This window comes from Streptosporangium oxazolinicum (genome assembly GCF_039537505.1).
GTDB lineage: Bacteria > Actinomycetota > Actinomycetes > Streptosporangiales > Streptosporangiaceae > Streptosporangium > Streptosporangium oxazolinicum.
In genome coordinates, this window is record NZ_BAABAQ010000014.1 from 90,130 (window position 1) to 112,043 (window position 21,914).

Genomic DNA, 21,914 nt, shown 5'->3' on the forward strand with positions numbered 1-21,914 from the left:
CCGTCCGTCGCGCGGCCCTTCACACGGCTTCGAGTGGTTGCCGCGGCTCCGCCGACACGCCATTTTCGCCGATCCTCCGAAGCCGATTCTTCGAGCCGATCCTCCGGGCCGATCACCCGGGTCGATCCCGAGCACCTTCCGCCCTGGCACGCCCACGCGGGACACACCGGTTCCCGCACCGTACCCCCCACGGAAGCCGACCATGACCGAACACAGCGCACCGTCCCAGCCGAAACTACACGACGTCGTCGAGGCGGCAGGCATGCCCGTCGGCGCCGGTCTCGTCAAGCCCGGATACGATCCCCGGCTCGCGAACGAGGACCTGGCCCCGCTCCGCGAGCAGACGTGGTCCTCGTACAACATCTTCGCCTTCTGGATGTCCGACGTGCACAGCGTCGGCGGCTACGTCACCGCGGGCAGCCTGTTCGCCCTCGGGCTGGCGAGCTGGCAGGTCCTGTTCGCCCTGCTCGCGGGCATCGTCATCGTGAACGTGTTCTGCAACCTGGTCGCCAAGCCGAGCCAGGTCACCGGCGTGCCGTACCCGGTCATCAACCGGGCGATCTTCGGGGTGCGCGGCGCGAACATCCCCGCCGTCATCCGCGGGCTCATCGCGATCGCCTGGTACGGGGTGCAGACCTACCTCGCCTCCCAGTCGCTCATCATCATCTTCCTCAAGTTCTGGCCCGCGTCGGCGTCGCTGAACGAGGGTGGCTTCCTCGGCCTGTCCCCGCTCGGCTACATCTGCTACGCCATCCTCTGGGTGGCCCAGGCGGCCGTGTTCTGGAAGGGCATGGAGGCGATCAGGCGGTTCATCGACTGGGCCGGACCCGCCGTGTACGTCGTCATGGTCGTGCTCGCCGTCTACCTGGTCGGCCAGGCGGGCTGGGAGAACATCAGCCTCGACCTCTCCGAGGGCGAGAACCTCGACTTCGGCGCGTCCATCCCGGTCATGCTCAGCGCGATCGCCCTCGTCGTCTCGTACTTCTCCGGGCCGATGCTGAACTTCGGTGACTTCTCCCGGTACGGGAGGTCGTTCGCGTCGGTGAAGAAGGGCAACCTTCTCGGGCTGCCGGTCAACTTCCTGTTCTTCTCGCTGCTCACGGTGATCACCGCGTCGGCGACCGTGCCCGTGTTCGGCGAGCTCATCACCGACCCCATCCACACGGTCGAGCGCATCGACACGCCGTTCGCGATCCTGCTGGGCGGGCTCACCTTCGTCATCGCGACCATCGGCATCAACATCGTCGCGAACTTCATCTCCCCGGCGTTCGACTTCTCCAACGTGAACCCGCAGAAGATCAGCTGGCGGACCGGCGGCATGATCGCGGCGGTCGGCTCCGTGCTGCTCACGCCGTGGAACTGGTACAGCAACCCGGACGCCATCCACTACACGCTCGGCATCCTCGGTGCCCTGATCGGGCCGCTGTTCGGGATCCTGATCTCCGGCTACTACATCGTGAGCCGCCAGCGGGTGTGGGTGGACGACCTGTTCACCCTCGAACCGGCCGGTCGCTACTTCTTCCGGGGCGGCTACAACCCCAACGCGGTCTGGGCGACGGTGCTCAGCGGGGTCCCCGCGATCGCGTCGGTGCTCGTGCCGAAGATGCTGCTGGACCTGGGGCTCACCACGGCCGACGTGACCTGGATCGCCGACTACAGCTGGTTCGTCGGCTGCGGGCTCGGGTTCGTGGCGTTCACCGTGCTGGAGCGGATGTCGCCGAGGATCGGCGGTCTCGACCGCGACGCCGAACGGGTGTCGGACGGCACGACCCTGGCCGGTTGATGACCCGTACCGAAATCTGGGTGATCAACCCCAATACCGCCCGAGCCATGACCGAGAACATCGGCCGGTGCGCCCGAGCGGTCGCGGCACCGTCCACCGTCGTCACGGCCGTGAACCCGGCGATGGGCCCCGAGTCGATCGAGAGCCACTACGACGAGGCCCTGTCCGTGCCGGGCCTGCTGGCGGAGATCGCGGCGGGCGAGGTGGCGGGGGCGGACGGGTACGTCATCGCCTGCTTCGGCGACCCCGGCCTCGACGCCGCCCGCGAGCTGGCCTCGGGGCCGGTGGTCGGGATCGCCGAGGCGGCCATGCACGCCGCCACCCTGGTCGGCCGGAGCTTCAGCGTCGTGACGACCCTCGCCAGGACCACGGGCCGGGCCTGGGACCTCGCCGCCCGGTACGGTTTCGCGGGCGCGTGCCGGGGGGTGCACGCCTGCGACATCCCCGTACTGGAGCTGGACGACCCGTCCTCGGACGCGCGGAAGGTGGTGGCCGCTCTCTGCGCCGAGACCGTGGAGCGGGACGGATGTGACTCGATCGTCCTCGGCTGCGCGGGCATGGCCTCGTTCTGCGCGGACGTCTCCCGCGCCGTCGGCGTCCCGGTGATCGACGGCGTGGCCGTGGCGACCAAGCTCGTCGAGTCGCTGGTCTCCCTCGGCCTGCGGACGAGCACCCGGGGCGAGTTCGCCCCTCCGGGCCCCAAGAGGTACACGGGCCTGCTCCGCGACTTCTCCGTCTGAAATCCCCTGCTACCGACGCCGGGGTGTCGGACGCGGGCGTCCTGCCGGGGCTGGCGCTCAAGGGCGGGGACGACGGGCAACACGGCGTTCCGCGCGCACCGGAGGCTTCCGCGGTCTCATCGGGCGAGTCTCACCGGGCGTCCGTGTCACGGGGCGGGGCGCAGTGTCGTCGCGGTGTCCTGGAGGGCGTTCAGCAGGGGGACGAGCAGGGGATGGCGCTCGGCGCCTCGGCGTACGGCGGTGAAGACGCGGCGTTCGGGGCCGGGCACCGGGCGGATCACCACGCCGGACAGGTCGGTGCCGCGCAGGGCCAGGCGCGGCACCATCGCCACCCCGGCCCCGGCGGCGGCCAGCGCGACCACCGCGCTGAAGTCGTCGGAGGAGTGGGCGAACTCGGGGGTGAAGCCCGCGTGCTCGCAGGCCAGCGCGATCACGTCGTGACAGGGATTGCCCGGGTAGGGGCCGATCCAGGTCTCGCCCGACAGGTCCGCGACCGTCACCTCGTCCCCGGAGAGGCGGTGGCCCCGGGGGAGCACCACGTCGAACGGCTCGGAGTAGAGGGGGATGCGCGACAGCCGCCGGTCGTCCTCGGCCGGAGCCCCGCGATACTCCACGGCCACGGCCGCGTCCACCGCGCCGTCCAGGACCATGGTGAGGCTCTGGTCGCCCTCGGCGTCCAGGACGCGCACCCGGATGCCGGGCTCCTTGCCCCGCAGGGCCCCGACCGCGGGAGCCACGACGAGCCCGATCGCGGTGGCGAAGGAGGCCACCTTCACCTCGCCCGCCGTACCGGCCGTGTAGGCGGCGATGTCGGCCCCGGCCCGCTCCAGCTGGGCGAGGATCTCGTTGGCGTGGTCGAGGAGGATGCGTCCGACGGCGGTGAGCCGCACGCCTCGGCCGTCGCGGTCGAGCAGCCGGTGGCCCACCTCGTGTTCCAGGGCGACGAGCTGCTGGGAGACCGCCGAGGGGGTCAGGTGCAGCGCCGCCGCGGCGGCGGTGACCGTGCGGTGGTCGGCCACCGCACGCAGGGTCCTGAGCCGCCGGGTGTCTATCACGCGTTCATTCTCGCCGAGGTCGTCTGTGAGCTGCGACGCAGGTTCGTCAGAGGCGATTGGCGAGCTGGGCTGGCCTGTCCTGCCGGGGCCGGGGCGTCGGACGGGGCTTCAGACCGCGACTCCGAAGGGGCCGTCGCCGACGGGGACGGTGGCGATGACCTCGTTGGTCGCGGTGTCGATCACCGATACGGAGTCCGAGCTCAGGTTGGTCACGTAAACGCGGGTGCCGCTGCGGGAGACCGCGACCCCGAAGGGGTTGCGTCCGACCGGGACGGTGGTGGTGATCGCGTTGGTCGCGGTGTCGATCACCAGCACGGAGTCCGAGTCCAGGTTGGTCACGTAGGCATGGGCGCCGTTGGGAGAGATCACGATCCTGAAGGGGTGGCGTCCGGCGGGGATGGTGGTGGTGACCTGGTTGGTCGCGGTGTCGATCACCGATACGGAGTCCGAGTCCTGGTTGGTCACGTAGACGCGGGCCCCGTCGGGAGAGACCGCGACCCCGAAGGGGTTCCGTCCGACGGGGACGGTGGTGATGACCTTGTTGGTCACGGTGTTGATCACTGACACGGAGTCCGAGTCCTGGTTGGTCACGTAGGCGCGGGTGCCGTTGGGAGAGACCGCGACCCTGAAGGGGTGGTGTCCGACGGGGATGGTGGCGATGACCTTGTTGGTCGCGGTATTGATCACCGACACGATGTCCGACTGCGTGTTGGCCACGTAGACGCGGGTGCCGCGAGGAGAGACCGCGATCCCCAGCGGGTAGTCGTTGACGGGGATGGCGGCGGTGACCTTGTTGGTCGCGGTGTTGATCACCGACACGACGTCCGACCCCTGGTTGGTCACGTAGGCGCGGGCACCGCTGGGAGAGACCGCCACTTCGAGAGGGTTGCGTCCGACGGGGATGGCGGTGATGACCTCGTTGGTCGTGGCGTTGATCACCGACACGGTGTCCGACTGCGTGTTGGCCACGTAGATGAACTTCGCGGGTGGCGTGGTCGCCGCGGCCGGGGTGGCCATGGCCGCCGGTATCACCAACTCCGCCGCGATGGCCACCACGGCCATGGACGTCGCGGCTATGGGCGGACGGACCTGGAATCGACCGGATGGTTTCCGACGGTGATTCTCAAGTGCGTTTCTCATCCAAAGCCGAAACACCGGAACCTCCATCGACGCCATGGGGTTCCGTTCTACGCTCGTATGACGTTGTGTCCGGAAAACGACGCACCGACTTGAACTCCTGCGGCCATTCGCTTGATCGACTCATCGCTCGACGGCGGCCTTGGTTGACTCACGCCCTTATGGCGTGCGGGTGACGACTGTACTTCGTTTCTGCTCGTTTCTGTTCGTACGGACGAAAGGGCGGAGTCTCGCGGGACTCCGCCCTGATTCCACCTTGCTTCGTCCATGTTCCGGGTCGCCTTCCCGGGACGCGGGTTATGGCGCGCTGTATCCCAGGGTGTAGGCGCCGGAACCGCTGAAGGAGATCACGCGGTATCGGTAGTAGCCGGCCGTGCCGGTGTAAGTGATTTTCTCGTCGGGAGTGGGGCTTTCGGAGGTGGCGACGGTGACCCACTTCCGGTTGTCCCACTTCTGCAGGTGGAGGTCGAAGTCGGCGCTGTCGACGCCGTCCAGGCAGGCGGTGTGGAGGCCGCCGGCGGTCGACTGGTAGTAGCGGTTGTTGGGCTGGTAGACGGACTGGCCGTTGGTCAGCGTGCCGGTGATGGTCCGCGAATAGCCGGTGCACGTGCCGGGGGCCGTCGGCGGAGGTGGTGGCGGTGGGGTGGCTCCGCTGGTGGTCAGCAGGGTCAGGCCGTAGGTGGTGAGGATCTCGCCGATCGGCTGGAAGTAGGTGACGCCACCGGAGGTACAGTCTCCGGAGCCGCCGGAGGTGACGCCCTGGGCCTGGTCGATGGCGATGAAGGAGCCGCCGGAGTCGCCGGGTTCGGCGCAGACGTTGGTCCGGGTCAGTTCGGCGACGGTGCCCTGAGGATAGGTGATGCTGGTGTTGAGCTGCTGGATGGTGCCGCAGTGCCAGCCGGTGGTGGAGCCGGACCGGCAGACCGACGCGCCCTCGATGGCCACTCTGGAACCGGAGACGTTCACCGTCCCGCCCGAGCCGTTGCCCACCCACGGTTTGGGTGTCCAGTTGTTGTTCACCGCGACCCAGGCGAGGTCACTGGCCGGGAAGGTCGACCCCTGGAAGACGCCCTGTGCGACATGGTTGAAGCCGCTGGTGGTGCTGCCCCTCTTACCGCAGTGACCGGCGCTGACGAAACCGTTCTGGGTCCCCTTGGTCACGGAGAACCCGACCGAACAGCGCTCCGAGGTGCCGATGTAGTAAGCGTTGCCGCCCACCAGGTCGGACAGGAGCTGGGGCCGCTCGATGGAGGACACCACCCGCACCGTGACCGGGTCCACGTCGCTGGTCGCGATGACGTTCTGGGTCGTCGACGGCACATTGGACAGGACGACGACCTGGTTGCTCCGCACGTCGACATAGCGCACCGGCCCGGCCATGTGGTCGGACAGAGCCTCGTCGATCGTGTCGAGGGCCGCGTTGAGCTGCCCCAACGACCGGCTGACGATCTCGGCGCGGGCACCCCCGGCGACGATCCGGGGAGTGTCGTCCTTGTCGGTGGTGGCCACCACGAGGGTCTGTGCGAGATCTCCGGTGAACCAGGCGCCGCCGAAGTTCTCGCCGAGTTCCTCGCGGAGCCGCTTCTCGACCGACGCCAGACGGATCTCGTTGATCAGCCGGGCCTGGGCCTGCTCCGCGGTGAGATGGAGGTCGCGCTGAAGGGCGGCGAGCATTCCCGGTGGCGGTTTCACCACGACCGCGGCATCCGCCGTCAGGGGCCGGGCGATGGCCGGGGCGGCCGTCACGGTGAGGGCGGTGATCGCCAGGAGGTATCCCGTGATGGTGGCGTGTCTGCGGGGCATTCGGTCTCTCCTCGACCTCGACTATCCAAGAAAGAGGGGGGAGAGCACCTCACACCACCGGCTGATCACGCGATGCGGGCAGCACAACCTTAATTCAGCCGTTGCCGGTCATGGCTGCATAAGCCGTACGCCACGCGGGTGCGACTCCGGCGATGCTCACTCGATACTCGCCGGAGCGTCCCGGGGCCCGGCCGGGGCCACCGTCGATCCGGTGCTTGGCCGTCGTGGGTCTTCTGCATCCTGCCGTGCGGGGCCTCCTGCCGTGCGGGGCCTCCTGCCGTCCCGGGTCTTCTGCGTCTGCGGGAGTGGCGGGAGGTGGGACTCGGGCCGGTCACGGCGTGCTGTATCCCAGGCTGTAGGGGCCGGAGCCACTGGAGGCGACCACGCGGTATCGGTAGTAGCCGGTCGTGCCGGTGTAGGTGATGCTCTCGTCGGGGTTCGGGCTTTCCGAGGTGGCGACGGTAACCCAGCGCGGCCTGGTCCACTTCTGCAGGTAGAGGTCGAAGTCGGTGCTGTCGTTGGAGTTCAGGCAGCCAGTGTGGACGCCCGCGACGGTCGAGCGGTAGTGACGACCGCGCGGCTGGTAGGTGGAGTTGCCCTCGGTCAACGTGCCCTCGGCGGTACGCGGGTAGCCGGTGCAGGTGCTCGCGCCCGTGGCGAAGGGAGGGGCGGTGGTCAGCAGGGTCAGGCCGTAGGTGGTGAGGATCTTACCGAGCGGCTGGAAGTAGGTGGTGCCACCGGAGTCGCAGTTTCCGGAGCCGCCCGAGGTGACGCCCTGGGCCTGTTCGATGGAGATGAAGGAGCCGCCGGAGTCGCCGGGTTCGGCGCAGACGTTGGTCCGGGTCAGCTCGGAGACGGTGCCCTGACTGTAGACGACGCTGGTGTTGAGCTGGAGGATGGTGCCGCAGTGCCAGCCGGTGGTGGAACCGGACCGGCAGACCGACGCGCCCTCGATGGCCGCCCTGGAGCCGGCGACGTTCACCACGTCACCCGCGCCGTTGCCCACCCACGGTTTGGGTGTCCAATCGTTGTTCACCGCGACCCAGGAGAAGTCACCCTCCGGGAAGGTCGACCCCTGGAAGACCCCCTGTGGCACCCGGTTGAACCCGGAGGTGGCCTTGCCCTGCGTGCCGCAGTGACCGGCGCTGACGAAACCGTTCTGGGTCCCCTTGGTCACGGAGAACCCGACCGAGCAGCGGGACGCGGTGCCGATGTAGTAGGCGTCGCCGCCCACCAGGTTGCCGAGGAGTCGCGGGCTCTCGTCGGACTGCACCGCCTGCACGACGCGCCCGCTCACACCGCTGGCCTCTATCTCGTCCTCGGTGGCGAGGGCGTCCGAGGTGAGGACGACGATTCTGTTGTTCTTCACATCGATGAAGCGCACCTTTCCCCCGGTATTGGACAGAGACGAGTTGGTGACAGTCAGGGCCCTGTGGAGATCCGGGAGTGACCGGGTGACCACCTCGCCCTGGGCGCCCTCGGCGATGATCTGGGGGAGGTCGGCGGGGTCGGTGGTGGTCACCACGAGGGTCTGCGCGACGGTTCCGGTGAACCAGGAACCGCCGAAACGGCTACCGAGCTTCGCGCGGAGTTCCGCTTCGACCGGCGCCAGACGGGTCTCGTTGAGCAGCCGGGCCTGGGCCTGCTCCGCGGTGAGATGGAGATCGCGCTGAAGGGCGGCGAGCATCCCCGGCGGAGGCTTCACCACGGCGGTGGTCGTGGCCTTGGTAGCCGCGACACCGACCGTCAGGGGCCGGGCGGCGACCGGGAGGGCCGTCGCGGTGAGGGTGGTGATCGCCAGGAGGCATCCCGTGATGGCGGCGTGTCTGCGGGGCATTCGGTCTCTCCTCGACCTCGGCTGTCCAGGCAAGAGGGGGAGAACGCCACATACCAACTGTTGATCATGCTACGTGGGCAACGCACAACCTTAATCCAGCAGATGCCGGTCACGGTCACGGAAGCCAAACGCCACGCTGACAACGATTTCCAGCGAAGAGCAGCGGGTTTCCAACGAAGAGCGCCGGTTTTTCGGTGAAGGCCGCCGGGCTTCCGGTGAGGGCCGCCGGGCTTCCGGTGAGGGCCGCCGGGCTTCCGGTGAGGGCCGCCGGGCGGATCACGGCACCTTGTATCCCAGGAGATAGGCGCCGGAGCGGCTGGAGGCGACCACGCGGTATCGGTAGTAGCCGGCCGCACCGGTGTAGTCGATCTTCTCGTTGGGGGTCGGTCCTTCGGCGGTGGCGACGGTGACCCACTCCTGGCCGTCCTTCCTCTGCAGGTAGAGGTCGAAATCGGTGCCACCGACACCTGCCAGGCAGGCGAAGTGGACGCCGTCGGCGGTCGACTGGTAGTCGATCAGCCGATAGGCGGCTTTCCCGGCGGGGAGCGTGCCCTCGGCGGTGTGCGGATAGCCGGTGCAGGTGCCCGTGCTCGGCGGCGGAGGATTACCGTTGATGGTCACCAGGGACAGGCCGTAGGTCGTGAGGATCTCGTTGACCGGCTGGAAGTAGGTGGTGCCACCGGAGTTGCAATCTCCGAAGCCGCCCGAGGTGACCCCCTGGGCCTGGTCGATGGAGATGAAGGAGCCGCCGGAGTCGCCGGGCTCGGCGCAGACGCTGGTCCGGGTCAGATCGGTGACGGTGCCCTGACTGTAGACGACGCTGGTGTTGCGGTGCCGGATGACGCCGCAGTGCCAGCCGGTGGCGGAACCGGCCCGGCAGACCGACGCCCCCTCGATGGCCACCCTGGAACCGGCGATGTTCACGGTGGCCCCGCTGCCGCTGTTCACCACCGGCCTGGGCGTCCAGTCCTTGTTCACCGCGATCCAGGCGAAGTCGTGGAGCGGGAACATCGACGCCTGGAAGATCCCCTGGGCGACCCGGCCGGTTCCGGCGGTGGTGGCCATCCCCGCCGTGCCACAGTGACCGGCACTGACGAAACCGTTCTGAAGACCACGGACCACCGGGAAGCCGACCGAGCAACGGGTCGTGGCACCGACGTAGTAAGCCTCGCCCCCCACCAGATCGGAGCCGTCCGCCAAATCGGAGCCCCCCACCAGATCGGAGCCGTCCACCAGATCGGAGCCGTCCACCAGATCGGAGCCGTCCACCAGATCGGAGCCGTCCACCAGATCGGAGCCGTCCACCAGATCGGACAGGGGCAGGGGGAGCTCATGGGAGGACACCACGCGCACCGCGGCCGGTTGCATACCGGCGGCCTTGAGGACGGTCTTGGTCGCCGCCGGTTTGTCGGACAGGACGACGACCTGGTTGGCCCGTACGTCGACGTAACGCACATGCCCCCCGGCGAGCGGGTGAGCGGCCAGGACGTCGTCCGTCCGCGTCCTGAGCGCCTTGAGGTGGAGCAGCGACCGGGCGACCACCTTGCCCCGGGCACCCTCGGCGGCGATATGGGGAAGATCGGCGGGTTCGGTGGTGGTCACCATGAGAGTCTCCGCGACGGTTCCGACAAGCCACGAGCCACCGAAACGGTCACCGAGCCTTCTGCGGAGCTGTGCCTCGACCTCCGCCTGGTGGGTCTCGTTGAGCAGCCGGGCCTGTGCCTGTTTCGCGGTGAGGTGGAGGTCGCGCTGAAGGGCGGTGAGCATTCCCGGCGGGGGCTTCATCGCGGCGGTGGTCGCGGTGGTCACGGCAGTTGCAGTGGTCACGGCGGTCGCGGTGGTCATGGCGGTCACGGCGGTTGCGGTGGTCGCGGTGGTCGCGAGGTTGGTGGTCGAAGGCCGGGCGCCGGTCGGGGCGGCCGTCGCGGTGAGGGCGGTGATCGCCAGGGCGCATCCCGTGATGGCGGCGTGTCTGCGGGGCATTCGGTCTCTCCTCGACCTCGGCTGTCCAAGCAGGAGGCTCAGCTGTTTGAGCAAGAGGGGAGAACGCCGCACATCACCGGTTGATCATGCTACGTGGGCAACGCACAACCTTAATTCAGCCGATGCCGGTCACGGTCACGGAAGCCATACGCCACGCGGACCACGATTTCCGGTGGGTTCGGCCGTGCGTGCCCGGCCGCAGGTGTTCAGCGGGCGTGCGGCCGTGAGGGGTCAGCCGTGGGCGTTCAGCCGCGGGCCGTGGCGAAGGCCTTCAGCGCGCGGTCGACGTCCTCGGCCGAGTGGGCCGCGGACAGCTGGACCCGGATGCGGGCCTGGCCGTGCGGGACCACGGGGTAGGAGAAGCCGATCACGTAGACGCCCAGCTCCAGCAGGCGTTCGGCCATCGCGGCGGCCTCGGCGGCGTCGCCGATCATCACCGGGACGATGGGGTGGTCACCGGGCAGGATCTCGAACCCGGCCTCGGTCATGCCGGTGCGGAACCGCTCGGTGTTGGCGCGCAGCCTCGTCCGGGCCTCGTCCGAGCCGCTGATCAGGTCGAGGACGCGCAGTGAGGCGGCGGCGATCACCGGGGCGAGGGAGTTGGAGAACAGGTAGGGGCGCGAGCGCTGGCGGAGCAGCTCGCAGATCTCCTTGCGCGCCGCCACGTAGCCGCCGCTGGCCCCGCCGAGAGCCTTGCCGAGCGTGCCGGTGAGGATGTCGACCCGGTCGCGCACGCCGTGCAGTTCGGGGGTGCCCCCGCCGTGCTCGCCGACGAAGCCGACGGCGTGCGAGTCGTCGACCATCACCATGGCCTCGTACCGCTCCGCCAGGTCGCAGATCTCGTCCAGCGGCGCGACGTAGCCGTCCATGGAGAAGACGCCGTCGGTGACGATCAGCCGGCGCCGGGCGCCGGAGGACTCCTTGAGCCGCGCCTCCAGCTCGGCCAGGTCGCGGTTGGCGTAGCGCAGGCGCCGCGCCTTGGACAGGCGGATGCCGTCGATGACGCTCGCGTGGTTGAGGGCGTCGGAGATCACCGCGTCGCGGTCGTCGAGCAGCGTCTCGAACACGCCGCCGTTGGCGTCGAAGCACGAGCTGTACAGGACGGTGTCCTCCTGGCCGAGGAAGTCCGACAGCCGCGCCTCCAGCTCCTTGTGCACCTCCTGGGTGCCGCAGATGAAGCGGACCGACGCCATGCCGAAACCCCAGCGGTCGAGGGCCTCCTGGGCGGCGGCGACCACCTCGGGGTGGTCGGCCAGGCCGAGGTAGTTGTTGGCGCAGAAGTTGAGCACCTCGCCACCACCCGCGACCGCGATCCCGGCGCGCTGCGGGGTGGTGATGACCCGCTCGGGCTTGAGCAGCCCGGCCTCGGTGATCTCGTTCAGGGTCGTGCGGAAGTCGTCGCGGAGATTGTCGAACATCAGGCGGTCCAATCCGAGGTGATCTTGCCGGTTCCGCTGTGGACGGCGTCGGAGTCGTGGCGGGAGCCGGACATCAGGCCGTCCAGCCGGCGTCGAAGTCGTGGCGAGGGCCGGGCATCAGGCCGTCCAATCCAGGATGACCTTGCCGGTCCTGCCTCCGGCGGCGGTGTCGAAGGCCGCGTCGAAGTCGCGGTAGGAGAAGCGGTCGGTGATCACGGGGGAGAGGTCGAGGCCCTTCTCCAGGAGCACGGACATGGCGTACCACGTCTCGTACATCTCCCGGCCGTAGATGCCCTTGAGGGTGATCATCGAGGTCACGATCGTCGCGAAGTCGACGGCGAACTCCTCGGCGGGCAGGCCGAGCATCGCGATCTTCCCGCCGTGCGACATGGAGGCGATCATGTCGCGGAGCGCCTTCGGGTTGCCGGACATCTCCAGGCCCACGTCGAAGCCCTCGCGCATGCCCAGCCCGTCCATGCCCTCCCGGACGGGCGTCTCCGCGACGTTCAGGGCCAGGGTGACGCCGAGCTTGCGGGCCAGCTCCAGCCGTTCCGGGCTGACGTCGGTGACGACCACGTTGCGGGCGCCCACGTGGGTGGCGACCGCGGCGGCCATCAGCCCGATCGGCCCGGCGCCGGAGATCAGCACGTCCTCGCCGACCATCGGGAACGTCAGGGCGGTGTGCACCGCGTTGCCGAACGGGTCGAAGATCGCGGCCACGTCGAGATCGACCGGGACCCGGTGCACCCAGACGTTGGAGGCCGGGAGCGTCACGTACTCGGCGAAGGCGCCGTCGCGGTTCACCCCCAGCCCGATCGTGCTGCGGCACAGGTGCCGCCGTCCGGCCATGCAGTTGCGGCACTTGCCGCAGACCAGGTGCCCCTCGCCGCTGACCAGGTCACCGGGGGTGATGTCCTCCACGCCCGGCGCCACCTCGACGACCTCGCCGCAGAACTCGTGACCGACGACGAGCGGCGTCCGCAGCGTCTGCCGGGCCCACGCGTCGAAACTCCGGATGTGCAGGTCCGTGCCGCAGATCCCGGTGCGCAGCACCCTGATCAGCACCTCACCGGGACCGACGGACGGTTCGGGTACGTCGGCCAGCCACAGGCCGGGTTCGGCCCTCTCCTTGACCAGCGCCTTCATGCGGATCCCCCCTCAGCTCCGACCATACGCACTGTGCCCGCTCGCCTTCGGGGGTGTCCATCGCGGTTTTCTTAACCCCGCCCACAGCGTTGCTTCACGCCCGGACCCCGAGACCTAGAGGGTTACCCACACATTTCTCCTCAAACCGGCCGATAAGGCAGCCCCGATCATGAAAACGGTCCTTCCACCCGGAGCACCGGGTGGAAGGACCACAGAAGCCGGAGGATTCAGGAGCCGGAGCGGCGGTGCTCCTCCTGCGCTCCCGTCTTCGTACCGAGGAGGCCGTCGCCGGGAAGGGGCGTGGGGGGCGCGTTGAGCTGGCGGGGGCCGCCGCCGATGCTGTCGGCCTCCGCGGCCTCGGCGACCGCCTCCGCGGCGGCCTTCTCGGCCAGCTTCCTCTCCTCGGCCGCCGCCTCGTTGACCCTGGGGGCCTCGCGGGTGGCCGCCGACTGCGGCAGCGCCTCGGTGAACGCCTTGGAGACGCCCTGGATGGCGGAGGTGACCTCGCTGGGGATCACCCAGAACGTGTTGTTCGGGCCCCTGGCCAGCTCGGGCAGCACCTGGAGGTACTGGTACGCCAGCAGCTTGGGGTCGGGGTCGTTGCGGTGCACGGCCTGGAAGACCTCGTCGATGGCCTGCGACTGGCCCTCGGCCTTGAGGATCGCGGCGCTCCTGTCACCCTCGGCCCGCAGGATCGCGCTCTGCTTGTCGCCCTCGGCGGTCAGGATCTGCGACTGCCGCTGGCCCTCGGCGTTGAGGATCGCGGCGCGCTTGTCCCGCTCGGCGCGCATCTGCTTCTCCATCGCCTCCTTGATGGTCTTCGGCGGGTCGATGGCCTTGATCTCCACCCGGTTGACCCGGATGCCCCACTTGCCGGTCGCCTCGTCGAGCACGCCGCGCAGTTGGCTGTTGATCGTGTCGCGCGAGGTCAGCGTCATCTCCAGGTCGAGCGAGCCGACGACGTTACGCAGCGTGGTGACCGTGAGCTGCTCCACGGCCTGGATGTAGTTGGCGATCTCGTACGCCGCCGCCCGGGGGTCGGTGACCTGGAAGTACAGGACCGTGTCGATCTCGACGACCAGGTTGTCCTCGGTGATCACCGGCTGGGGCTTGAAGGAGACGACCTGCTCGCGCAGGTCGATCATCGGATAGACCCGGTCGATGTACGGGATCACGAAGTTCAGGCCGGGCTTCAAGGTGCTGTGGTAGCGGCCGAGCCGCTCCACGTTGCGGGCCCGCGCCTGGGGGACGATGCGCACCGAACGGATCACGGTGAACACCGCCAACAGGACGATGAGCAGTCCGGCTATGAGCAGAGCGTCCATGGTGTCACTCCCGTGGATACACGAGCGCGGTCGCGCCCTCGATCTCGATGACGTCGACGACCGCCCCCGCCGGTATCACCAGGGTCTCGTCGTAGGCCCTGGCGGACCACTCCTCCCCGCCGATCCGCACCCGGCCGTCCCTGCCGGTCACCTCGCGCAGGACGTACGCGGTCTTGCCCACGAGCGCCTGGATCCCGAACCGCTGGCTCCTCGGCTGCCGCATGCTGAGCTGGCGCTTGGCGATGGGCCTGACCACGACCACCCCGGCGGCCAGGGAGGCGACGAACACCACGAGCTGCAGCGGGACCGGCAGCCCCAGCCCGGCGGCGATGGAGGTGATGAGGGCGGCACCCCCGAGCAGGCCGAGAGCGGTGGTCAGCGTGAGTATCTCGGCGACTCCCAGCGCCACCGCCAAGATCAACCAGATGACCCAATACTCCATGCTCCGGCCCTCCTACCTGTACAACGCTCCGGTCGTCCGGGAGGTTCCTTCCTCCACCGTATGTCCTCCACCGGATCGCTGACAGGCCCGGCCTTCAGGCCGGTCGCCGGGGCTGCCGGGAGGGGCTGTCGGGACTGCCGGGGTTGTCGGGAGGGGCCATCCGGGCTGTCGGGAGGGGCTGCCGGGGCTGCCGGGAGGGGCTGTCGGGACTGCCGGGGTTATCGGGAGGGCTCGATCCGCCCCGACACCTCTCCCAGGGTGATCACGCTCCCACCGGGTCCGGGCGCGGTCGCGGTGATCGTGACGGTGTCCCCGTCCTCCAGGAAGGTCCTGGCCGAGCCGTCGGGCAGCTTCAGCGGCTCGGTCCCGTTCCAGGTCAGCTCGATCAGCGAGCCGCGCTCGCCCGGCCCGGAGCCGGAGACCGTACCGCTGGCGTAGAGATCGCCGGTGCGCAGGGCGGCGCCGTTGACGGTCATGTGGGCGAGCATCTGGTCGGGCGTCCAGTACATGTCCCGGTACGGGGGACGGGAGACGACCTCGCCGTTCACGGAGATCTCCAGCCTCAGGTCGAGCCCCCATGGCTCCTCGCGGCGCAGGTAGCCGAGCGGCTCGGGATCCTGCCGCCCGCCCTCGACGCGCGCCTCCGACAGGGCCGCGAGCGGGGTGATCCACGGCGAGATCGAGGTGGCGAAGGACTTGCCGAGGAAGGGGCCCAGCGGGACGTACTCCCACGCCTGGATGTCGCGGGCGCTCCAGTCGTTGACCAGGGTCACGCCGAACACGTGGTCCTCGAACCGCCCGGCCCGGTCGCCGAGGGCCGTCGGGGTGCCGACGACGAATCCCAGCTCCGCCTCGATGTCCAGCTTGGCGGACGGGCCGAAGACCCCCGCGCCGCGCTGTCCGGAGGGCCGGACGACCGGGGTGCCGGACGCGACGACCGTCCCGGCCCTGCCGTGGTAGCCGACCGGCAGGTGCCGCCAGTTCGGCTTGAGCGGCTCCTCGTCGGGGCGGAACATCCGGCCCAGGTTGGAGGCGTGCTCCAGCGAGCAGTAGAAGTCGACGTAGTCGGCCACCTCGACCGGAAGGTGCAGCGTGACCTGGTCGAGCGGGACGAGGTGCGGCTCCACCACCGCCCGGTCGGTGCTCAGCTTGTTCTGGATCAGGGTCCGGGTGTCCCGCCACGCGACCGGGCCCCTGGACATGAAGGCGTTGAGCGAGCCGGTGGCGAACACCTCGTCGTGCAGGGCCCCGGCCAGGTCGACCACGTGGTCTCCGTACCGGACGCCGACGCGGGGGGTCTCCCCCTCGTGGCGGGAGAAGACTCCGTAGGGCAGGTTCTCCAGGCCCCAAGACATCACACGCTCTCCTCTGCTGTGCCGGGGGTTCCCGTGGTCGTGGTGGCGGACGGACGCCGGGCGATCAGGCCCAGGGCGACCAGATCCTCGATCGGAGTGCGCGTGTCGCACGACCCGTACGACACCAGTAACTCCCTGGCGCGCGCCGAGGTGTCGTCGGGCACGGCCTGCGCCAGCCGTACCAGCTCGCCGACGTCGGTCAGCTTCAGCACCGGCACCGGGTCGCGGCCCTCCACGGCCGCGCAGACCGCGAGGACCAGGTTGAGGAAGCCGTGCCGGTCGACGCCCAGCGCGGGATCGAAGTGGCGGACCGCGTTGTGCAGCCCCGCGGTCGCCTTGAACGGCACGCCGTGCCCCGCGCAGTGCGCGATGAGGGCGCCCAGGTCCGCGGCGCCGGGAAAGGCTCCGGCGGTCAGCCCGCCGCAACGGAACTTCAGGCCGGGGCCCGTACCGTCGCGTGGCAGGGAGACCAGGGAGGCGCGGTCGCCGGGAGACACCTCGACGAACAGCCGGGCACCGCCGGGCAGCCGTCCGGCCAGCCGCTCCGACACGGCCCCGGGGGGCTCGCCCGGCGCCTGCCGCACCTCGACCAGCTCGACGGGGACGTCCTCGATCGGCGGGACATCGGGGGTGTCCAGGATCAGGCCGAGCCGGATCGGGAAGGTCAGGTGGTCGCGGAGCTCCGCCAGGCGTCCTGCAGGGCAGAGGAACCGGTGGGTGAGCACCGGGTCGTTGCCCGCCAGGTCGTTCCTGTGCCGCTCCAGGGCCTCGGCCATCGGCAGCCCGGTCGGCGGGAACAGCCCGGCGTCGTCCACGAGCGCCCGGAAGAGCGCCGCCGTTCCCATGCCCACGCCGTCCACAGTCGCGCCCGCTCCCGGTCTCGTGTCCGCGCTCATGGCTCCGCCCCTACCCCGTGGCGGGCCCGGGACGGTGTCCGGGTCTGGGGTCACGTCCGGGGCTGGGTCCGTCAACGGGCCCACGTCCACGCGTACGCGGGGTCCTCCACCGACAGCCCGGCCGGGCCCAGGTCGAGGGGGCGGAAGGTGTCGACCATCACGGCCAGCTCGCTCGTCCGCGTGTGGCCCTGCCTCACCGCCTCGATGACGGCTTCGACGGCGCCCGGCTGCGGGCCGTGCGTGAACCCCGCGGGGTGCAGCGAGACCGAGCCGACGTCGATGCCCGAGCCCTTGCGCGCGGTGTAGTCGCCGCCCGCGTAGAACATCAGCTCGTCGGAGTCGACGTTGTGGTGGTTGTACGGGATCGGGATCGCGTCCGGGTGGAAGTCGAGCGGCCGGGGACAGAACGAGCAGATCACGAAGTTGGGACCCTCGAAGGTCTGGTGCACCGGCGGCGGGGCGTGGGTGCGCTTCACGATCGGCTCGAAGTCGTTGATGTTGAACGCGTACGGGTAGAGGCACCCGTCCCAGCCGACCACGTCGAACGGGTGGTCGCGGTAGATCAGCCGGGTCAGCCCGCCGCGGGTGCGGACCAGCACCGGCACCTCCTCGCCCTCGGCGATCAGGGGCTCCTGCGGGGTGCGCAGGTCGCGCTCGGAGTAGGGGGCGTGCTCCAGGAACTGGCCGTACGTGGACAGGTAGCGCTTGGGCGGCCGGATGTGGCCCGCGGCCTCGATGGTGAAGGCCGTGACGCGCCCCAGCGGCACCCACCGGTGGATCGTCCCGGTGGGAACGACGACGTAGTCGCCCTCCCCGGCCTCGATCACCCCGTACGTGGACTCGAACCTGACCCGCCCGCTCGCGATGTAGACGCACTCGTCGCCCATGGAGTTGCGGTAGAGCCCGCTGGGCTCCTCGCTCGCGGCGTACGACATGCGGACGTCGGCGTTTCCGGCGATCAGCCCGCGCCCGGAGACCAGGTCGCCCCCGGTCGGCAGGTCCTGGGTGCGCAGGTGGCGGGGGGAGAGGGGCACGTTGGGGCTGAGCCTTCTCGACCCGTCGGGCTCAACAGCCTCGGCCTTGACGATCGCGGTGGGGAGGTGGCGGTGGTAGAGCAGCGACGAGTCGCTGGAGAACCCCTCCTCGCCCATCAGCTCCTCGGCGTACAGCCCGCCGTCGGGCCGCCGGAACTGCACGTGCCGCTTGCGGGGGATCTCCCCCACGACCCGGTAGTACGGCATCCGCTTCTCCCAGATCTGTCCGTTTATCGGACGTATGCGTCCTCTATACGAACAACCATCTGTCAGGGAGTGGGGAGATGTCAAACGTCCTTCCGGTGATGGGGGTTCGCGGCGCATCCGCTCCGGGGCTTGCCCTTCACTCAGCTCACTCAGCCGTGCTCGGGCTCCACCGGGAGCCACAGTTCGGCGTCGGCCTCGGTCTTCTCCGGCGACAGGTGGACGCGCAGGATCTCGGGGCCGGTGCGGGTGCGGTACGGGTTCGAGGGGAACCACTCGGTGAACACGTCCCGCCACAGCTCCTGGATGGCCCGTGGCGCCGGCCCGGAGGTGGTGAAGACCGCCCAGGTGCCGGCCGGGACGGCCAACGTGGTCGTGCCTTCAGGGGCTTTGGGGGTTTCAGGGGCTTTGGGGGCTTTAGGGGTGGCCATGGAGGTGATCACGCCCTGGTAGTAGTCGAGTTCGGTGCCCTCGGCGCGGCCGGGGTCCAGGTCGTCGCAGATCGCGACGATGCCGTGCGGCTCCTGGTCCGACAGTTTCTCCAGGCGCTCCAGGGTCTGCGGGTCGATCCCGCGGACAAAGTCGATGATCGCCTGGTTCGGCCCCGCATGCACCAGCGGCACCCGGGTCTTGAGCCCGACGACGGTGAAGGCCGCCTTGTCCACAAGGCGGTATCGCATACTGCTGCTTCCCTCGATGGTGAGGCGGAAGGTCATCCGGGACTGGGAGCTGAGCGCGGCGCCGGTACGCCGGGCCTCGCCCGGCCCGATGCCGTGCATGGCCCGGAACGCCCGCGCGAACGCCTCACCGGAGCCGTAGCCGTAGCGCACCGCGATCTCCAGCAGCGTCTCACGCCCCGCGAGGACTTCGGCGCCCGCGAGGGTGAGCCGACGGCGCCGGATGTACTCCGACAGCGGCATGCCCGCGAGCGCGGAGAACATCCGGCGCAGGTGGTACTCCGAGGTGGCCGCGATGTGTGCCAGCTCCTCCACGTCGACGTCCTGGTCGAGACGGCGCTCGATGTGCTCCATGGCCTGGTTCAGCCGCTCCAGCATGCCGGGTCTCCTTCCTCGCGGAGACCACCACGCTAGTGCTTCGGCCGGAGACGATCACCGGGGTGGTGCGTAGGCCACTCCTGCCGGCTGGATGGTGCCGATCACATGTGGGTGCGGCCCGGGTACCGGGCCACACCGGTTCCAGGAACGGATGAAGTACGCCTACCCAGCGCTGAGGTCGGTGCCGTCCCCGTCCGGACCGGGGGTGTCCTGCCCCAGGCCCCGGCGGATCGCGATCTCCACGGGTGAGTACGCGCCGTCGGCCCGCTCCAGCTCGTACGGCGCGGACGGCATCAGCGGCGGCTGGGCCATGAAGCGCGGCCGCACCCCGTGGTGCGGTTGCGCCGCGTGCACCAGGAAGGGGTGGCACAGGAAGACGTCGCCCGGGGAGCCGGTGGCGAGGGCGAGCGGCCGGTGGTCGGACGCCGCCACCAGATCGGGCGCGAGGGTCAGCCCGCTCGCCCCGTCCTCCCCGTACTTCTCCAGCACCTTCGGCACGTCGAGGTGTGAGCCGACCCGGATACGGGTCGGGGCGTCCTCCTCACCGACCTCGCTGAACAGGAACAGCATCAGCAGTGCCCGGCCCCGGGAGCGCACATTCGTGAAATACCAGTTCTCGCCCTCCGGCAGGTAGCTCCCCTCGATGTGCCAGCCCGCGTCGTCCGGCTCCTCCTCGTGCGGGAATCGCAGCGGGAACGTGCCCAGCGAGTAGCGCGGCTCCCAGCGTCCCGCGCCGACGAGCAGGTCGTACGCGTGCTGCAGGAACGGGGAGTTGGGCGCGGCGGCGAACGGCCCCTGCGCCATACCGGCCACCCAGTGCACGGGCTGCGTCCACGTCGCCGGATCGTCCGGGTCACACCCCGTCTCCCGCCACAGCAGCCGCGCGCAGTCCGCGGCCACGCGCGGCGCGACGGCGCCCTCCAGCTTCACGAAGCCGTCGCGGAGGAAGCGGGATACCAAGGTCGTGTCGTCCATGCCTCCATCGTGCGGCGACACCGGTCCCGATCACCCGACATCTTCCGCACCACCTTTGTCGGGTGTCCATCGAGCCCGTCGCCCGCTGGAACGCGATTCCCGGCCGATCGGCGACCTCGCCGATCCCTAGCGAGGACCCCCACGGCAACCGGCTTGAGTTCCTGGAACCGCTTCCCTGAGCGTGCTCAGGGACGCCGCTGGTAGGCGTCGGGGATGCCGTCGCCGTCGCGGTCGACGGTCTCGGCCTCGTGGATGCGCCGGTAGACGCGATTGCGCAGACGGAGGATGATCGCCGCCGCCAGGGCCGCGATCAGGGAGCCCGTCAGGACCGCCACCTTGACGTGGGCGTCGCGCTCGCTGCCGGACCCGAAGGCCAGCTCCCCGATGAGCAGGGAGACGGTGAATCCGATCCCGGCCAGCACCGACAGCCCGCCCACGTCCACCCAGGCCAGGCTCTCGTCCAGGTCCGCGCGGGTGAAGCGGGCCACCAGCCAGGTCGCGATCATGATCCCGACGGGCTTGCCGACCACGAGCCCGATGACGACGCCCACCGCGATCGGGTCGGCCAGGGCGGTGGCCAGGCCGCTCAGGCCGCCGAGGCTCACCCCCGCCGACAGGAACGCGAACACCGGCACCGCCACCCCGGCCGAGAGCGGTCGCAGGCGGTGCTCGAAACGCTCGGCCAGGCCGGGCCCGGCGTCCGGGCCACCGGCCCGCTCACTGCGGACGACCGGCACCGTGAAGGCCAGCAGCACCCCGGCGACGGTGGCGTGCACCCCGGAGGCGTGCATCAGCGCCCAGGTCGCGACGGCCAGCGGCAGCAGCAGCCACCAGGCGCGCACCCGGCGCTGAACGAGTACGGCGAAGACCGCCAGCGGCACCAGCGCGCCCAGCAGCGCCGGTAACGACAGGTTCGCGGTGTAGAAGACCGCGATGATGACGATGGCCAGCAGGTCGTCGACCACGGCCAGGGTGAGCAGGAAGGTACGCAGCGCCGTGGGCAGATACCGGCCGATGACCGCGAGCACGGCCAGTGCGAAGGCGATGTCGGTGGCCGTCGGGATCGCCCAGCCCCTCGCCGCGCCGCCGTCGGCGCCGGTGGAGAGGGTGACGAGCAGGTACAGCACGGCCGGGACGATCACGCCGCCGAACGCGGCCGCGACCGGCACCGCGGCCCGCCGCGCCTGGCGCAGGTCACCGGCGACGAACTCGCGTTTGAGCTCCAGCCCGGCCACGAAGAAGAAGATCGCCAGCAACCCGTCGGAGGCCCAGGCCGCCAGGTTCAGATCCAGGTGCAGGGCCGCGGGTCCGACCGTGACGGCGCGCAGCGCCTCGTAGGATCCCGACCACGGGGAGTTCGCCCAGATCATCGCCGCCACCGCACCGGCCAGCAGCAGCGCTCCGCCGACGGTCTCCCCGCGCAGGATGTCCGCGACGCGGCGGGCCTCGTCCCACGAACCCCGGCTGAACAGGCGAGGCGTACCGGGTGAGGTGCCGCTCATGAGTGCTCCACTTCAGGGGTCGGGTCAGCCACTGCCGACCAGACTTCCCGGCGCACCAGCGTTCACCCTACCCGGGGGTTCACCGGAGCCCAGCACCCAGGGGTTCACCGGGGCCCAGCACCCAGGGGTTCACCGGGGCCCAGCACCCAGGGGTTCACCGGGGCCCAGCACCCAGGGGTTCACCGGGGCCCGGCGCGCGGGTGCCGGGCTCCCGACAGTGAGCC

At 70.0% G+C, this 21,914-nt stretch carries 17 protein-coding genes; 2 read left to right on the forward strand and 15 right to left on the reverse strand.

Annotation, left to right across the window (positions count from 1 at the left end):
- Nucleotides 1-202 precede the first annotated feature (202 nt).
- A complete protein-coding gene (locus ABD817_RS31580; protein WP_344921916.1) occupies nucleotides 203-1,783 on the forward strand; it encodes an NCS1 family nucleobase:cation symporter-1 in 1,581 nt (526 codons plus the stop codon).
- Nucleotides 1,783-2,523 carry an aspartate/glutamate racemase family protein gene (locus tag ABD817_RS31585; protein WP_344921917.1) on the forward strand — a complete coding sequence of 247 codons (741 nt, stop codon included), beginning with the start codon at nucleotides 1,783-1,785 and terminating at the stop codon, nucleotides 2,521-2,523. The genes ABD817_RS31580 and ABD817_RS31585 overlap by 1 nt, the downstream gene beginning before the upstream one ends.
- Nucleotides 2,524-2,669: 146 nt before the next feature.
- Here ABD817_RS31585 and ABD817_RS31590 read toward each other — a convergent pair whose 3' ends face one another.
- The 15 genes from ABD817_RS31590 to nhaA form a co-directional block, all read right to left on the reverse strand.
- Nucleotides 2,670-3,578 (reverse strand): LysR family transcriptional regulator, encoded by a 909-nt coding sequence (locus ABD817_RS31590; RefSeq protein WP_344921918.1) that lies wholly within the window; start codon nucleotides 3,576-3,578, stop codon nucleotides 2,670-2,672.
- Between the two features lie 108 nt (nucleotides 3,579-3,686).
- The gene (locus tag ABD817_RS31595; RefSeq protein WP_344921919.1) at nucleotides 3,687-4,640 is read right to left on the reverse strand and encodes a YVTN family beta-propeller repeat protein; all 954 of its coding nucleotides are present in this window, start codon (nucleotides 4,638-4,640) and stop codon (nucleotides 3,687-3,689) included.
- 372 nt (nucleotides 4,641-5,012) lie between these two features.
- Complete coding sequence (locus tag ABD817_RS31600; RefSeq protein WP_344921920.1) at nucleotides 5,013-6,518, reverse strand: S1 family peptidase; 1,506 nt, start codon at nucleotides 6,516-6,518, stop codon at nucleotides 5,013-5,015.
- Nucleotides 6,519-6,849: 331 nt separating this feature from the next.
- On the reverse strand, nucleotides 6,850-8,355 hold the full coding sequence (locus tag ABD817_RS31605; protein WP_344921921.1) for a S1 family peptidase: 1,506 nt from the start codon (nucleotides 8,353-8,355) through the stop codon (nucleotides 6,850-6,852).
- Nucleotides 8,356-8,631: 276 nt separating this feature from the next.
- Nucleotides 8,632-10,338, reverse strand: coding sequence for a S1 family peptidase (locus ABD817_RS31610; RefSeq protein ID WP_344921922.1), 1,707 nt, complete (start codon nucleotides 10,336-10,338; stop codon nucleotides 8,632-8,634).
- Between the two features lie 245 nt (nucleotides 10,339-10,583).
- Nucleotides 10,584-11,756, reverse strand: coding sequence for a glycine C-acetyltransferase (locus ABD817_RS31615; RefSeq protein WP_344921923.1), 1,173 nt, complete (start codon nucleotides 11,754-11,756; stop codon nucleotides 10,584-10,586).
- Between the two features lie 117 nt (nucleotides 11,757-11,873).
- Entirely contained in the window at nucleotides 11,874-12,902 is a 1,029-nt protein-coding gene (tdh, locus tag ABD817_RS31620; RefSeq protein ID WP_344921924.1) for an L-threonine 3-dehydrogenase, read from the reverse strand.
- 227 nt (nucleotides 12,903-13,129) lie between these two features.
- Nucleotides 13,130-14,227, reverse strand: a complete 1,098-nt coding sequence (locus ABD817_RS31625; RefSeq protein ID WP_344921925.1) for an SPFH domain-containing protein — start codon at nucleotides 14,225-14,227, stop codon at nucleotides 13,130-13,132.
- A 4-nt stretch (nucleotides 14,228-14,231) separates the two neighbouring features.
- Complete coding sequence (locus tag ABD817_RS31630) at nucleotides 14,232-14,669, reverse strand: NfeD family protein (protein ID WP_344921926.1); 438 nt, start codon at nucleotides 14,667-14,669, stop codon at nucleotides 14,232-14,234.
- 218 nt (nucleotides 14,670-14,887) lie between these two features.
- A complete protein-coding gene (gene fahA, locus ABD817_RS31635) occupies nucleotides 14,888-16,024 on the reverse strand; it encodes a fumarylacetoacetase (RefSeq protein WP_344921927.1) in 1,137 nt (378 codons plus the stop codon).
- Nucleotides 16,024-16,920, reverse strand: a complete 897-nt coding sequence (locus tag ABD817_RS31640) for a hypothetical protein (protein ID WP_344921928.1) — start codon at nucleotides 16,918-16,920, stop codon at nucleotides 16,024-16,026. The genes fahA and ABD817_RS31640 overlap by 1 nt, the downstream gene beginning before the upstream one ends.
- Nucleotides 16,921-16,991: 71 nt before the next feature.
- Nucleotides 16,992-18,161, reverse strand: coding sequence for a homogentisate 1,2-dioxygenase (locus ABD817_RS31645; RefSeq protein WP_344921929.1), 1,170 nt, complete (start codon nucleotides 18,159-18,161; stop codon nucleotides 16,992-16,994).
- Between the two features lie 149 nt (nucleotides 18,162-18,310).
- On the reverse strand, nucleotides 18,311-19,213 hold the full coding sequence (locus ABD817_RS31650) for an AraC family transcriptional regulator (RefSeq protein WP_344921930.1): 903 nt from the start codon (nucleotides 19,211-19,213) through the stop codon (nucleotides 18,311-18,313).
- Between the two features lie 162 nt (nucleotides 19,214-19,375).
- On the reverse strand, nucleotides 19,376-20,188 hold the full coding sequence (locus ABD817_RS31655) for a phytanoyl-CoA dioxygenase family protein (protein ID WP_344921931.1): 813 nt from the start codon (nucleotides 20,186-20,188) through the stop codon (nucleotides 19,376-19,378).
- A 185-nt stretch (nucleotides 20,189-20,373) separates the two neighbouring features.
- Nucleotides 20,374-21,690, reverse strand: a complete 1,317-nt coding sequence (gene nhaA / locus ABD817_RS31660) for a Na+/H+ antiporter NhaA (protein ID WP_344921932.1) — start codon at nucleotides 21,688-21,690, stop codon at nucleotides 20,374-20,376.
- Between the last annotated feature and the right edge of the window lie 224 nt (nucleotides 21,691-21,914).